At 67.1% G+C, this 14,167-nt stretch carries 11 protein-coding genes, 1 pseudogene and 1 riboswitch; of the genes and pseudogenes, 4 read left to right on the forward strand and 8 right to left on the reverse strand.

The window, feature by feature from the left end; translation table 11 throughout:
• Positions 1-172: 172 nt before the first annotated feature.
• Positions 173-330: riboswitch (cobalamin riboswitch) on the forward strand.
• Between the two features lie 207 nt (positions 331-537).
• From EV216_RS16305 to EV216_RS16315, 3 genes are all read left to right on the forward strand, one after another.
• A complete protein-coding gene (locus tag EV216_RS16305) occupies positions 538-891 on the forward strand; it encodes a cysteine-rich small domain-containing protein (RefSeq protein WP_132696639.1) in 354 nt (117 codons plus the stop codon).
• 74 nt (positions 892-965) lie between these two features.
• Entirely contained in the window at positions 966-2,501 is a 1,536-nt protein-coding gene (locus EV216_RS16310) for a cobyric acid synthase (protein WP_165899300.1), read from the forward strand.
• Positions 2,498-3,952: a cobyric acid synthase gene (locus EV216_RS16315; protein ID WP_132696641.1), complete on the forward strand. Its 1,455-nt coding sequence runs from the start codon at positions 2,498-2,500 to the stop codon at positions 3,950-3,952. The genes EV216_RS16310 and EV216_RS16315 overlap by 4 nt, the downstream gene beginning before the upstream one ends.
• Before the next feature lie 130 nt (positions 3,953-4,082).
• On the opposite strand, the pseudogene EV216_RS18900 reads toward EV216_RS16315, so the two are convergent.
• The 5 genes and pseudogenes from EV216_RS18900 to EV216_RS16340 all read right to left on the reverse strand — a co-directional run.
• Positions 4,083-4,454: pseudogene (locus tag EV216_RS18900) on the reverse strand (metal ABC transporter solute-binding protein, Zn/Mn family); the annotation flags it as partial.
• A gap of 131 nt (positions 4,455-4,585) precedes the next feature.
• Positions 4,586-6,541 (reverse strand): TonB-dependent receptor domain-containing protein, encoded by a 1,956-nt coding sequence (locus tag EV216_RS16325; RefSeq protein ID WP_132696645.1) that lies wholly within the window; start codon positions 6,539-6,541, stop codon positions 4,586-4,588.
• A 237-nt stretch (positions 6,542-6,778) separates the two neighbouring features.
• Positions 6,779-7,072 carry a DUF6525 family protein gene (locus tag EV216_RS16330; RefSeq protein ID WP_132696647.1) on the reverse strand — a complete coding sequence of 98 codons (294 nt, stop codon included), beginning with the start codon at positions 7,070-7,072 and terminating at the stop codon, positions 6,779-6,781.
• The gene (locus EV216_RS16335) at positions 7,069-8,283 is read right to left on the reverse strand and encodes a GTP-binding protein (RefSeq protein ID WP_132696649.1); all 1,215 of its coding nucleotides are present in this window, start codon (positions 8,281-8,283) and stop codon (positions 7,069-7,071) included. The genes EV216_RS16330 and EV216_RS16335 overlap by 4 nt, the downstream gene beginning before the upstream one ends.
• Positions 8,280-8,612, reverse strand: coding sequence for a hypothetical protein (locus tag EV216_RS16340; protein WP_132696651.1), 333 nt, complete (start codon positions 8,610-8,612; stop codon positions 8,280-8,282). The genes EV216_RS16335 and EV216_RS16340 overlap by 4 nt, the downstream gene beginning before the upstream one ends.
• Positions 8,613-8,945: 333 nt before the next feature.
• Here EV216_RS16340 and EV216_RS16345 point away from each other — a divergent pair, with 333 nt between their 5' ends.
• Positions 8,946-11,549 (forward strand): TonB-dependent receptor, encoded by a 2,604-nt coding sequence (locus EV216_RS16345; protein WP_132696653.1) that lies wholly within the window; start codon positions 8,946-8,948, stop codon positions 11,547-11,549.
• Between the two features lie 164 nt (positions 11,550-11,713).
• Here the strand turns inward: EV216_RS16345 and EV216_RS16350 are convergent, their stop codons facing one another.
• From EV216_RS16350 to EV216_RS16360, 3 genes are all read right to left on the reverse strand, one after another.
• Entirely contained in the window at positions 11,714-12,367 is a 654-nt protein-coding gene (locus EV216_RS16350; RefSeq protein ID WP_132696655.1) for a 3-oxoacid CoA-transferase subunit B, read from the reverse strand.
• A complete protein-coding gene (locus tag EV216_RS16355; RefSeq protein WP_132696657.1) occupies positions 12,367-13,020 on the reverse strand; it encodes a CoA transferase subunit A in 654 nt (217 codons plus the stop codon). The genes EV216_RS16350 and EV216_RS16355 overlap by 1 nt, the downstream gene beginning before the upstream one ends.
• On the reverse strand, positions 13,017-14,167 hold a 1,151-nt coding region (locus tag EV216_RS16360), incomplete at its 5' end, for an acetate/propionate family kinase (protein ID WP_132696658.1). The genes EV216_RS16355 and EV216_RS16360, both read right to left, overlap by 4 nt.

Consider the following 14,167-nt stretch of genomic DNA (forward strand, 5'->3'; position numbering starts at 1 on the left):
TATGACATCCCTGCGCGCAGTCGGCGGATGCACGACGCTGTCGCGATCAACCGCGGGCGGACACATGACCTGCCTTGGTTCTGCGGCGCTTTCCGGACCCGGCCAAACCTGAATGCAGGATGAGGGGTTCGCTTGACAGCGGCTCGGCGCTCCGGCAGGAGGTGGGGTGCAATCTGGTGCTCCCTTCGGGGAGTGAAAAGGGAAGCCGGTGCAAGCCCGGCGCTGCCCCCGCAACTGTAAGCGGCGAGCCCCTGCCCGAAAGCCACCGGTCCGCAGGGCCGGGAAGGCGGGCGGATCGGCCGAGACCCGCAAGCCAGGAGACCTGCCAGAGCGCTGAACCGACCCCGGGCGGCGGGCCCGGAGGCAGGCTGCGTCGGGGCCGTTGCGGCCGCCGCGCCATTGCCTTCGAGAACGTCCTTCGTGGTCATGGGCCGGGTTCGACCGCTGCCTGCGGAAAGTCCGGCCGCCACATCCTGGCGGATCCGTGCGGGACTGCGCGGACCTGCAAGGCCCGGACCGTGAAAGGAGGCCGTGCCCGTGCAACCCAAGGACATGACCGCGAACGAAGGCTACAAGGGCTTCACCAATACCGGCTGCCCCTTTCTGCCCTGTCACAAGGGCGTGCAGCGCGAATTCAACTGCCTGTTCTGCTACTGCCCGCTGATCGCCTATGACTGCCCCGGCCCCTACGAGGTCTATACCGACCGCAACGGGCTGACGCGCAAGGATTGCTCGGCCTGCGCGCTGCCCCATGACGGCTATCACCAGTCCTGGAACTTCATCCAGCGCTGGCTGGAATACCCCGTGGTCTGGTCCGGCCAGCCCCAGACCGATCCACCGACCCGACGCCCCAGGCCATCGGGACAGGATGACGGAGGCCCGCAGGCATGAGCGCCCGTGCCCCGTGGGGCAAGACGGGGGCTGCGATGATCTTCGACCTGCCCGCGGACGATGCCCCGCCGCAGATGCCCGAGATCGCGGTGCCGATCCTCGACCCTGCCCCGCCACGCCGGGGCCGGGCGCTGATGATCCAGGGCACCAGTTCCGATGTGGGCAAGAGCCTGCTGGTGGCGGGGCTGTGCCGCGCCTATGCCCGCCGCGGCCTCAAGGTGGCGCCGTTCAAGGCACAGAACATGTCGAACAATGCCGCCGTGACGGTGGACAGCGACCTGCCGCCCGGCCCGGACGGGGTTCAGCCGCGGGGCGAGATCGGCCGAGCGCAGGCGTTGCAGGCCCGCGCCGCGGGGCTGGCCCCGTCGATCCACATGAACCCCGTGCTTCTGAAACCGCAGGCGATGGTCGGCTCGCAGGTGGTGCTGCGCGGCCGACCGCTGGGCAACTGGCCCGCACGGCATTACCACGGGCTCAAGCCGCTTCTGCTGCCTGCGGTGCTGGACAGCTACCGGCGCATCGCGGCAAGCGCCGATCTGGTGCTGGTCGAGGGCGCGGGCGCCGGGACCGAGACCCATCTGCGCCGGTCCGACATCGCCAACATGCTGTTCGCCGAGGCCGCCGACCTGCCGGTGGTGCTGCTGACCGACAATGACCGCGGCGGCGCGATGGCGGCGCTGGTGGGAAGCTGGCTTCTGCACACGCCCGAGGAACGCGCCCGGGTCGCGGGCTATCTCGTCAACAAGTTCCGCGGCTATTTCTCGCTCTACGAACCCGCCTGCCGCACCATCACCGGGATCACGGGCTGGCCGCTTCTGGGCGTGGCGCGCTGGTTCGAGGGCGCGGCGCTGCTGCCGGCCGAGGATGCGCTGGCGCTGGAACGCCCGGCGCGGTCGGCGGGCGGTGCGCTGGTGATCGCGGTGCCGCAGATCGACCGGGTGGCGAATTTCGACGATCTGGACCCGCTGTCATCGGAACCCGGCATCGATCTGCGCTGGGTCCGCCCGGGCCAGCCGATTCCGGCCGAGGCCGATGTGGTGCTGCTGCCAGGCTCCAAGACGACGCGCCAGGCGCTGGGTGCGCTGCGTATGCAGGGCTGGGATATCGACATCCGCGCCCATCTGCGCCGGGGCGGTCGGGTTCTGGGCATCTGCGCGGGGTTCCAGATGCTGGGCCGCATGGTGCGCGACCCCGACGGCATCGAGGGCCCGCCCGGCGAGACGCCGGGACTGGGTCTGCTGGAGGTCGATACCACCATCACCCGCGAGAAACGGTTGGTCGAGCTGGACGCGACCGACCGGATCAGCGGCGCCCGCGTGACCGGCTACGAGATGCATATGGGCCGCACGACCGGCCCCGGGCTCGATCAGCCCTGGCTGGTCCTTGACGGCCAGCCAGAGGGGGCGGTTTCGGCCGATGGCCTTGTGATGGGCGGCTATGTGCACGGGCTGTTCGGTGCCGACGGCTACCGGACGCACTGGATCGGGGCGATGGGGGGCAGCGGCTCGGGGCTTGAGCATGGCGCACAGATCGAGGCGGCGCTCGATGCGCTGGCCGATCAGATCGAAACCGACCTCGATCTGGACGCGCTTCTGGCGCTGGCGCGATGACCGCGCGGCGGCTGATGGTGCTGGGCACCGGCTCGGATGTGGGCAAGAGCCTGCTGGTCGCGGGGCTCTGCCGTGCCTATGCGCGGCGCGGCCTCAAGGTGGCGCCGTTCAAGGCGCAGAACATGTCGAACAATGCCGCCGTCACCGCCGATGGCGGCGAGATCGGCCGGGCGCAGGCGTTGCAGGCGCGCGCGGCGGGCGTTCCGCTGTCTGTCCACATGAACCCCGTCCTGCTCAAGCCCGAAACGGATGTCGATGCGCAGGTGGTGGTGCAGGGCCGCGTGCTGGGGCGGTATTCGGCAAGCGCCTATCAGCAGCTGAAACCCGGGCTTCGGGCCGCGGTGGTCGAAAGCCTGGGGCACCTGTCGGCCGCCCATGATCTGGTGCTGATCGAAGGCGCGGGCAGCGGTGCCGAGCGATACCTGCGGCCGCAGGACATTTCCAACATGGGTCTGGCCGAGGCCGCCGACCTGCCCGCGCTGCTGGTGGGCGACGATTCGCGCGGGGGTGTCACGGCGGCCGTCATCGGGCATCACCGGCTCTGGACCGACCGCGAGCGTGCCCGCATCGCGGGCGTGATCGTGAACAAGTTCCGCGGCGATCCGGACATCTTCGCCCCAGCAGCCGCGGATATAAGGGCCGAAACCGGCTGGCCCGTGCTGGGCCTTGTGCGCTGGTCCGACGCCGCGCGCGCCCTGCCCGAGGAGGATTCGCTGGGCTTCGGGCGCAAGCGCGGTGCAGCGGGCGGGCTGGTGATCGCGGTGCCGGAACTGCCTCGGATGGCGAATTACGACGATCTCGACCCGCTGGCCGCCGAACCCGGCGTCGATCTGCGCTGGGTCCGCCCCGGCCAGCCCATCCCGGCAGAGGCCGACATCGTCCTGCTTCCCGGCTCCAAGGCGACGCGCATGGCGCTGGAGGCGGTCCGGGCCGAGGGCTGGGACATCGACCTGCGCGCGCATCTGCGCCGCAGCGGACGGGTCGTCGGGCTTTGCGCCGGGTTCCAGATGCTGGGACAAGCGGTGCGCGACCCCGATGGCATCGAGGGGCCGCCCGGCGAAACCGAGGGGCTGGGCCTTTTTGATGTCGTCACCACGCTTACGGCCGACAAGCGGCTGGCCGAGATCGACGCGACGGACGAAATCAGCGGCCTGCGCGTCACCGGCTACGAGATGCACATGGGCCGAACCGTCGGCCCGGGGCTTGACCGCCCGTGGCTGCGGATCGGCGGCAGGCCCGAGGGTGCGGTTTCGGCCGATGGCCGTGTGATGGGCAGCTACCTGCACGGGTTGTTCGGCGCGGATGGCTTCCGCGGTCATTGGCTGACGGCGATGGGCGGCACCGCCTCGGCAACGGACCACGCCGCGCGGCTGGACCGAGCGCTCGACACGGTTGCCGTCGAGATCGGGGGGGCTCTCGATCTCGACGCGCTGCTGGCGCAGGCGCGGTAAACCCAGGTGAAGGAGGGACGATGCGCGGCACTTGTCGCCATGCCTTGGAATCGCCCCGGCGAATAGATGTCGAGGTGGGAACCAGGACTGTGACCCAGTGATCTTGTGTTGCAGCCCATGAGAGCATCCGCCCGCCGATCTCGGCCGCGACGATCCGGGCCTCGTCAGTGCCGAACTGGGTCTGGACGAAGATCACGCGGATATTCTCGGCGCGGGCGGACTCGATGGTGGCGGCGAACATCTTCGGACCCGGCTCCATCCCCTGTTTCTCGATCGCGATCTGGCGCAGGTCATAAGAACCGGCCAGATAACCGAAGGCAGGGTGGAACACGAGGAAGGCCTTGCCGACGTTCGGACCGTGGCCGCTGATCGCCCTTGTATCGACAACGTCGGTCATCCTCGGAACCGGCATGTCGGGGCGCGCCGCCCGGACCTGCGGTATCCAGTTGCGATCATGCGGAATGCCTTTCGCGACATGATCGCCGCCGATCACCTCGGCCATAGCCGTCAACGACGAGATACTGACAACGACTTACAGGTCAGGCTCACCCGCACGCAACGGGCTGGTCGGCATCAACGCCGGAACGGGGATCAACAGGGAGCGTAGGGGGAACGGTTTCATGGCATGCTCCCCTAGAAGCGGATGGTGGCCCCTGCCCAAAGGCTGCGGCCGGGGGCGGTGGGGTTGATCTTGAAGGGATCGTCGATGTCCATGCGCTCGATCAACTGGATGTAGTCCTTGTCGAACACGTTCGCGACGCCGAGGCTGAGGATGGTGTTGGGCCTTGGCGACCAGTTTGCGGCAAGATCCAGTGACCCGTAGCCTGCCGCCAGCGCCCCGCCGCGGCCATCGCCGTCGGCACCCGACCCAGTTACGAAATCGTTGTCGAGCCGGGACTGTTTCGCCACCAGATGCCAGGTGCCCTCGACCGAGATCGTCTTGCCTTTCCAGCCCAGTTTCAGTGCGGCCTCGGCGGGGGGGATCTGGGCGATGGGACGGTTGTCGGTGGTGTTCTCGCCATGGGTCAGCCAGACTTCGGCACCCGCCCAGACGCCATTGTCCCAGCGATAGGTCGCCTTGGCCTCCAGCCCGGCGATGAAGGCATCCACGTTACGGTAGATGTTCACATTGTCGGCGCGGGTCACCCCTGCCTGGCCGCGGGCGCGGTCCCACAGGATGAAATCTTCGACCCAGTCGGCATAGGCCCGACCTGCCAGCGTCCAGGGACCCCGGCTTGTATTCCCGCCAACCTCCAGCATGGCGTGGCGCTCGGGATCAAGATCGGGATTGCCGATCCAGGTGCTGAAGATCTGCGGCGCCGTGGCGGGGGTGAAGGAGGTAAGATAGCGCTCGCGCGGATCTGCAGTGCGGGGCGTGTAGGTCAGCCCCGCGAAGAGCTGGCCCTGCTGCCCGTTGAAATCCCGCTCGAACCGCAGTCCGGCGCCAAGATTGGTCTCGCTTTTCCTGCCTTCGCCGCCATAGCCATATGTGGCGGCGAACATCTGCCGGGGCGTGGGCGTTGCCCCGCCGCCGGTCAGCATACCGCTGCGGTCGATATCGCCGAGGCGCGCATCGACATGGTCCAGCCTGAGGCCCGTCTTCAGTCGGCTTTCGGGCGCCAGCGTCCATGTGCCCTCCGCCGTCAACGCTGTGCTGGCGACCCTGGCATCGGCGTAGTTCGGCGATTGCGGCGTCAGCGCCGGTCCCTGATAGCGTGTGCCATCCCTCTGATCGGACGCGTATTCGATTCCCAGGGTCCATATGAACCCGGCACCGCCCCCGTCGATCACAGCCAGCACATCGACGGTTTCGCGGTCAAGCCGAACCTCGCTTCGGGTTGGGGGCGGCCCGCGAAAGCTGAAGTTGTCGTTGATGCGGTCGATCCGGTTGAAACGGCCTTCGACGCGCAGTCGCGTTGCACCGCTGCCATCAAGAACGTATGTGCCCGCGAGATCATAGCCCTCGACGTCGAAGCGGCGGGTATCGGCGCCTGTTGCGTTGCCCTGGAACAGGATCCTGTCACGCTCCAGCCGCCGCGCATCGAAACTCAGGAACGAGCCGTTCCGTCCGACAAGACCCGCGCCCAGGCTGTAGGACAGCCGCTCGCGATCGCTGCGCACCAGGGGGCCTTCGGGCGCTCGATAGGCCCCGACATCCTCGGAATAGATCGTGCCGCGTGCAAAGAAGCGGTCACCGCGGGTCGAGAATTGCAACACGGCCTCGGTGCGTTCGCAGGCCTTGCTGTAGCCTAGGCCGATGAGACCGTGCCGACCGGGCTGCGGCAGTCCGCTGCCGCCGGGACCGGCGGGTAACAGCGTGCCCCTCGGGCCGCCGCGCCAGTTGGCACAAAGCGGCAGGTCGGGGCGGGGCAGGTTGCGCCCGTCCTGTCCGCCCGCGGGATCGTAGATTGCGCGCGTTTGCCGCGTTTGCGGCTTTTGGTCCTTGCCCGGTCTGGCGCCGCGCGTGACGATATCCAGCGTTCTTCCGTCAGTGCCGACCCCGGCGATCGAGGAAGGCGCAACCGCCGCACCATTGTCCCCGGCCCGCACATGGCCGGGGGCGCCGAGCGCAAAAGCTGCGACGGTCATGGTCAGGAGGGTATGTGAATTCGAACAGGTGGGCATGATCCCCCGCATCGGTCGCGGTTGGCTACCGTTTCCGGTTCAATGGAAATGGCTGGACACGAAGGGCGTCTGGCTGGGTGACGTCTCAGACCTGTGCGCCGGAGCCATGGCCCCCTGCATGCCCCCATTCATCGAAAGTCATATGATAGAGTCAAGTGTCGGCTCCCGCCGGGTCGAGGTTCCTGCCACACCGATGCAACCCTACCGGACGATGGTACCTGCGGGGTAGGACGCGCCCCAGACGGTGGCTGCATCGCGCCTGATCTTCTGGACTTCAATGCGGTCGAGTTCGGCCAGCGCCTGCATGCGGTCGCCGGTGGCGGCCAGCGCGCGGGCGAAGGCGCGGCGTGCCGAGAGCGGGCTCCAGGGCCGCGCGGCCTGGGCGAGCCAGGCGCGCAGTTCCCGGGGCAGGCGGTCGTAGTCGCGCATCGGATCGGTACTGCTGCGGCGCAGCTTCAGCGCACTCGCCCCGCGGTTCGATGCACGCCCGCTCATTCGGCCGGTTCCACCGCGCGGCCCCATTGCGGGAACGGATCGGGCAACCGTGCCCAGCGGTCGGGCTCGAACCGGGTTTCGGGCACCAGGCAGCGGTCCAGCATCGACGTGATCCGGTCGCGGTTCATCGTGCCCAGCGTGCCAATGAACACCATCTCCTGCCGCCGGTCGCCGAACTCGCCCGCGACCCGCTCTGCCATGCGCTCGCGCGCTTCGGGCGGCCAGTGCTTTTCGGGGACTGCGGCCCACCACAGGCCCAACCCCCGGACCTCGACCGCCGATCCGGCCAGCGAGAATTCGCCTGCCCAATGCGGCCTTGTCGCGATCCAGAAATGCCCCTTGGCGCGGATCACGCCGGGCAGCGGCGTGTCGAAGAACTCGGCCAGCCGCACCGGATCGAAGGGCCGTTCGGCGCGATAGACGAAACTGGTGATGCCGTATTCCGCATCCTCGGGGACATGGTCGGCAAAGCCGTAAAGCTCTTGCACCCAGGTCGGGTGACGATGCGCGGCTTCGAAGCTGAACCTGCCCGTGCCGATGATCTCGGCCGCGTCGACCCGGCCACGATCGGTCTCGATGATCTTCGCATCCGCGTTCAGCGCGCGCAGGATCGCGCGGGCGGCGGCCAGATCTTCGGGTCTGGCCGAGGACACCTTGTTCAGCACGATCACATCGGCGAACTCGATCTGCTCGGTCAGCAGGGTGACTAGGCTGCGCTCGTCCTCGGGGCCAAGCTCTTCGCCGCGATCCTTCAGGAAATCCTGGCTGGAATAGTCCCGCAACAGGTGCGCGGCATCGACCACGGTGACCATCGTGTCAAGCTCTGCGATGTCCGACAGAGACCGCCCCTCATCGTCGCGGAACTCGAATGTGGCGGCCACGGGCAGCGGTTCGGAAACGCCGGTGGATTCGATCAGCAGGTAGTCGAACCGGCCCTCCTCGGCCAGCCGCCGCACCTCGACCAGCAGGTCGTCGCGCAACGTGCAGCAGATGCAGCCGTTCGACATCTCGACCAGCTTTTCCTCGCCGCGGGACAGTTCGCTGCCCGCCCGCACAAGGTCGGCGTCGATATTGACCTCGGACATGTCGTTGACGATCACCGCGACCCGGCGGCCGTCGCGATTGTTCAGAACATGGTTCAACAGGGTCGTCTTTCCGGCGCCCAGAAATCCGGACAGCACCGTGACGGGGAGTTTCGCGCGGGCCGTCATTTGCCCGCGCCCGCGTCCAGGTGCACCGCAAGCGCCGCGATCGCCGCCATCACCCCGGCATGGTGTTCGGCACCATGCGCATGGTCATGGGCCAGCCGGGCATGGTCGCCCGCTTCCACGGCCGCGGCATGCGCCGTGCCATGGGCGATCTGTTCCTCGTGCCGGGCGATCTCGGCCTGATGCGCCACAATGCACGCCTCGTGCAGCATCAGCGCCGCCTCGGCCCGTCTGAGCGTGGCCAGCGCCTCGAGATGCTGCTGGCGCCAGCGGAAATGATCCTGCTCCTGGCTCAGATGCTGGGCATGCATGGTCTCGTCATCCTGGGTCATGTCGGTCTTCCTCGCTCCGTTATGCGTGGCGAGTCGGCACCCACCCACGCAAATCTAAAATATGTTATAATATAACTATCCGTATGCAAGTGGTCTCGGAATCTTGCTCAAGCACGCGCCGAAGACCGGCGTGCAAACACGTTCCACCGCGTCACGGATCACCTGCCCGTGGCAATCCATGCATCTTGACTCTTTTTATCGAGAATTTTAGGGCAGACCTACCGTTATCGGGTGGTTCCGTTCCCGAACAAGCGGCTCCTCGCCAGCTCCTTGCCAGCCTTGCGATTCAGATCGGCGCCCTGAAGATACGGGCGCATAAGGGGTGGTGTGAGAATGATCCATGAAAATACCCGTTCCGCCCTGATGGCGGGAACGGCGGTGGGGGTGTTGTGGGCAAGCCTGCCCGCGACGGCGCTGGCCGAAGAGAGGCTGCCGCTGGGCACGGTGCTGCTGCCAGGCGGCAGCGAGACCACGACACTTGACCAGGGCAAGACCGTGCTGGGCAACGAGTCGATGGCGATCCGAAGCGACGGATCAGGCGATGCCAACACCGCGCTGACCAGCCTGCCGAACGTGCAGTATCGCGACGATACCGACGCCGATGCGGGTCAGAACGGCGACGACATCCTGAACCTAAAGCCGCTCGAGCTGTCGATCTCCGGGGGGCGGGTGTTCGAGAACAACTTCATCCTCGACGGGGTGGGGATCAACTCGCTGGCCGGCAACGAGAATCCGAACACCACCACCGACCTGTCCCGGCAGACCGGCAATCCGGGCAGCTATACCTTCTACGGGTTGCATTCGCAGACCCAGTTCGTGCCCTCGGCGATGGTTGACAGCTTCGAGGTCCGGGATTCCGACATCCCGGCCGAATTCGGCGGGTTCCAGGGCGGTGTCGTCGATTACCGGCTGACCGAACCTTCAACCGAGCGTGCCTCGGGCAAGGTGACCTTCGATTACCACAGCGATGCGATGGTCGATTACAAGCTGGGCACCGAGGACGGCGACAACCCCTTCGACGTGCCCAAGCCCGAGTTCACCAACCTGCAATATTCCGCTGAGGTCAACCAGCCGCTGGGCGGGCGAACCGCGGTGATCCTGGGCTTTGGTCGCCGCTGGGCGGAATCGACCAAGGCAATGGACCCGCAATACCGCTCGGGCAAGGCCGAGAATGACAGCCGCAGCGATTTCTGGCGGCTGCGGCTGGCGCATGACCTGGAGGGCGGTGGCAAGATCAGCTTCGGCGGCATGCTGACCGATTACAGCCAGGGGTGGGACTCGAACTATATCGAGGATTACCACATGGATGTGGAGACGCGCGGCCTGTCGCTGGACGCCAGGTATGAAAACGAATGGGACGCGCTTGAGATCGGTGGGCTGGGGCTGTCGAATGTCAAGCTGACGCTGCGGGCGATCCACCAGGACAACAGTGCCGAGAACGTCAACCGCGAGTCCGAGTTCTACAGCTGGTACGGCGCCTATTTCAGCACGCTGCGCGGCGTCTCGTACACCACCGATGCCTTCGACGCCTGGTGCGACGCGCCCGACGCGGCACGCGAGCCCGAGGACTATGTCGCCTGTCTGCGGGGCGGCTATGGCAGCAAGAGCTATGACGACACGCGCGACCGCATCGAGGCGAAGCTGGAGGGCGATGTCTGGCGCGGCAGCTTCACGCTGGGCGCGGCGCTGGAACGGGTCGAGGCCGGGCGCAGCGGGTCGGGCTTCACCTCCTACACGGCCAGCGTCTATCCCGGCACCTTCGGCAGTTTCACCTGCCCGGCGGACGATCCCGCCTGCATCGAGGACCAGTACCTGCGGATCCGGATCACCCAGGATCCCTATGACGTGGCGGTGGATGCGAAGAAGACCGAGGCCTATTTCGACCTGGACCAGAGTTGGGGCGATTTCGGCCTGCGCGGCGGCCTACGGATCGAGCGGAACGACGTTCTGAAGAACACCGACATCGCCCCGCGGCTGTCGGCAAGCTGGACCCCGACCCCGGATTTCGCGCTGACGCTGGGCGCCAACCGCTATTACAGCGGCAGCTACCTGAGCTATGCGATCCATGGCGTGGTGCCGCGCGGCGTGAACCAGTCGCGCAGCCATGATGCCGCGACCGGCGTGGTTGGCGACTGGGGTGCGCCGATCAACCTGAACGCCTTTTCCTACACCCAGGGCGGGCTGAGGACGCCCTATGTCGACGAAGGCTCGTTGGCGATGCTCTATCGCGATGTCTGGACAGGGGGCACCTGGCGGCTGAAATTCATCGACCGGCAGGGCAAGGACCAGTTTGCCCGCTCGCAGGACAGCACCAGCCTGGTGAACCGGCTGACCAATGACGGGACGAACGAATACCGCTCGGTCTCCCTTGAGTATCAAAAGGCATGGGAGGTGGGTCAAGGCCGCGCTCTGGACGATGTCAGCCTTTATGTCTCGGGCGTCTGGTCCAAGCGCCGCAGCTCAAACGACAGCTATTTCGGCGAACTGGGCGATGACGGCACCGACGAGTTCATCTGGTATGACAACCGCTCCTATACGCGCGGCGAGTTCTACGAGGTGACGGGCAATCGCGATATCCCGGTGCGCGCCACGGTCGAACTGGCCAGTTCCTGGCAGCAGGAGCGGTTCAGGCTGGGGATCGGCGCGGATATCTCCTTCGGCTATACCGCGGCGATCGACACCGGCACCAACGGCACCTTCGTCAACCCCGATTACGGCAGCCGGCCTCACGACATCTACGAGGACTTCAACTTCGATGCGGCGGTTTCGACCTTCCTGTCGGGCAGGCTGCGGCTGGCCAGGCTGCAAGGGGGCGATCTCGATCTGAACGTCAAGGTCTCGAACCTGTTCAACGATCTCGGCAACCGGACTGCCACTTCCAGGAACCCCTGGATGCCCGGTCGCGCGATCCATGTCGGCACCAGCTATACCTGGTAGGACGGCGGTTGCGGGCAGGCGGCTGGCACGCAATGCCGGTTCGCCGCGCCACCGCCTGTAAACGCCAATCGTCACGAAAGAAGGTTGGACCGGACCCTTGGTCGACCCGATTCCCGAAACGGGGCCGGTGCCGAGCGCTGTGCAGAACTGCGCGACTGCCGGTCCTATCCCAGATTCATCTGCGGCACATCTTCGGGGACGATCAGGGCGGCTTCGGTCGCGGCGCTTATGTCCTCGACGCTGACCCCCGGCCCGCATTCGCGCAGCACCAGCCCCCTGACGGTCGGTTCGATCACCGCCATCTCGGTGACGATCAGGCTGACCCGGCGCGCGGCCGTCAGCGGCAGGGTGCATTCCGGAACGATCTTGGACGCGCCCCTGGCGCTGTGCAGCATCGCCACGATCACCCGTCTTGCCCCGGCAACAAGGTCCATCGCACCTCCCATGCCCGGTACCATCTGACCCGGCACCATCCAGTTGGCCAGATATCCCCTCTCATCCACCTGCAACCCGCCCAGCACGGTCATGTCCAGATGCCCGCCGCGGATCAAGCCGAAACTCATCGCGCTGTCGATCGAGGCGGCCCCTGGCACCGCGCTGACGAAACCGCCCCCTGCATCGGTCAGGTCGCGCTCTTCCATCCCCTCGGGGGGGCGGGCACCAAGTCCGATGACACCATTCTCTGCCTGAAAGAAGACATGACGATCCGAAGGGACGAAATTCGCAACCATCGACGGCAGGCCGATCCCGAGGTTGACCAGCATGCCCGGGCGCACCTCCTGCGCGACGCGCCGGGCGATGATTTCCTTCGCGTCCATCAGCGTGCCCTTTCCAGGATGTAGTCGACCAGAACCCCCGGCGTCTTGACCGCATCGGGCGGGATCACGCCCACCGGCATGATGTGATGCGGCTCGGCGATCACCGTATCGGCGGCCAGCGCCATGACCGGGTTGAAGTTGTGCGCCGTCAGGCTGTATTCCAGATTGCCGACATAATCGGACTGGCGCGCATCGAGCAGCGCGAAATCCCCGCGGATCGGTTTTTCCAGCAGGAACCGGCGCCCGTCGATCTCCAGCACCTGCTTGCCTTCCTCGACCAGCGTGCCGATGCCGGTCGGGGTCAGCACCCCGCCAAGCCCCACGCCGCCCGCGCGTATGCGCTCGACCAGCGTGCCCTGGGGGACCAGTTCGACCTGCATCTCGCCCGCAAGCATCTTTTTCTGCGCCACCGGGTTCAGCCCGATATGGCTGACGATGGCCCGCGCCACGAGACCGGCATCGATCAGCTTGCCCACACCCTCGCCGGGGCGGCAGGTGTCGTTGTTGACCAGGGTCAGGCCGCCCACGCCGCGCGCCACGATGGCGTCGATCAGCCGATGGGGCGAGCCCACCCCCATGAAGCCCCCGATCAGAAGGACCGCGCCTTCGGGGATCATCTCGGCCGCTTCCTCTGGTTTGATCGCTCGTTTCACGTCGGTCTCCCCTGCCCCAGGACATCCCTTGCGGCCCTCGCGATGACGATTTCCTCGTCGGTGGGGATCACCAGAATCCGCACCCGGCTCGGGTCCGCGCTGATGGTCGTTTCACCGCTGGTGTTGCGCGTCTCGTCGAGTTCCATGCCGATCCAGCCCATGCCCTCGCAGACCTGTTGGCGGATCTGGGCCGAGTGCTCGCCGATGCCGCCGCAGAACACCAGTCCATCCAGCCCGCCGAGCGCCGCCGCGAGTCCCCCCAGTTCGCGGCGGATGCGGAAGACGAAATAGCCGATCGCCTCGCGCGCGGGACCGGTGCCCGCCTGTTCCAGCGTGCGCATGTCATGCGACAGACCCGACAGGCCCAGGAGCCCGGAGCGGCGGTAGAGCAGATCCGCGATCTCCTCTGCGCCCATTCCCTCAGCCTGCATAAGATAGAGAACCACGCCGGGATCGAGCTGGCCGCAGCGGGTACCCATCGGCAGCCCGTCCAGTGCCGAGAACCCCATCGAGGAGGCGATCGAGCGTCCGCCGATCATCCCGCACATCGACGCCCCGTTGCCCAGATGCGCGACGATCACCCGTCCGGCATGCAGGTCAGGTGCGATCTGCCGCAATCGCCCCGAGACGTAATCATAGCTCAGACCGTGGAACCCGTAGCGCCGCACCCCCTTGTCGTAATAGGCGCGCGGCAGGGCGAAGGTGTCGTTCACCCAGGGGTGGTGGCGATGAAAGGCGGTATCGAAACAGGCGACCTGCACCGCCTGCGGAAAGGCCGCCAGCGCCGCCCGCACGCCCGCCAGGTTGTGCGGCTGATGCAGGGGCGCCAGCAGCTCCAGCCGGGCCAACGCGTCCAGAACCTCGGGCGTCAGCCGGACCGGCGCGGCGTGATCGGGGCCGCCATGCACCACGCGATGGCCGACCGCGGCGATCCGGGCATCGGGGCGGACACGCGCGATCAGGTTCAGTGCATGCGCCAGCGCCCCGGCGTGATCGGCCGCGTCCCCGGGCGGCAGCGGCGAGTCCGCCAGCACCGCGCCCGTGGCGCACCGCGCCCGCATCTGCGGCCCGTTGCCGATCCGGTCGATCTCGCCCAGGATCCGGGGGTCGGGCTCGGCGCCGGGGTCGGCCAGATCGAACAGCCCGA

Origin of the sequence: Rhodovulum steppense (assembly GCF_004339675.1) — a bacterium.
GTDB lineage: Bacteria > Pseudomonadota > Alphaproteobacteria > Rhodobacterales > Rhodobacteraceae > Rhodovulum > Rhodovulum steppense.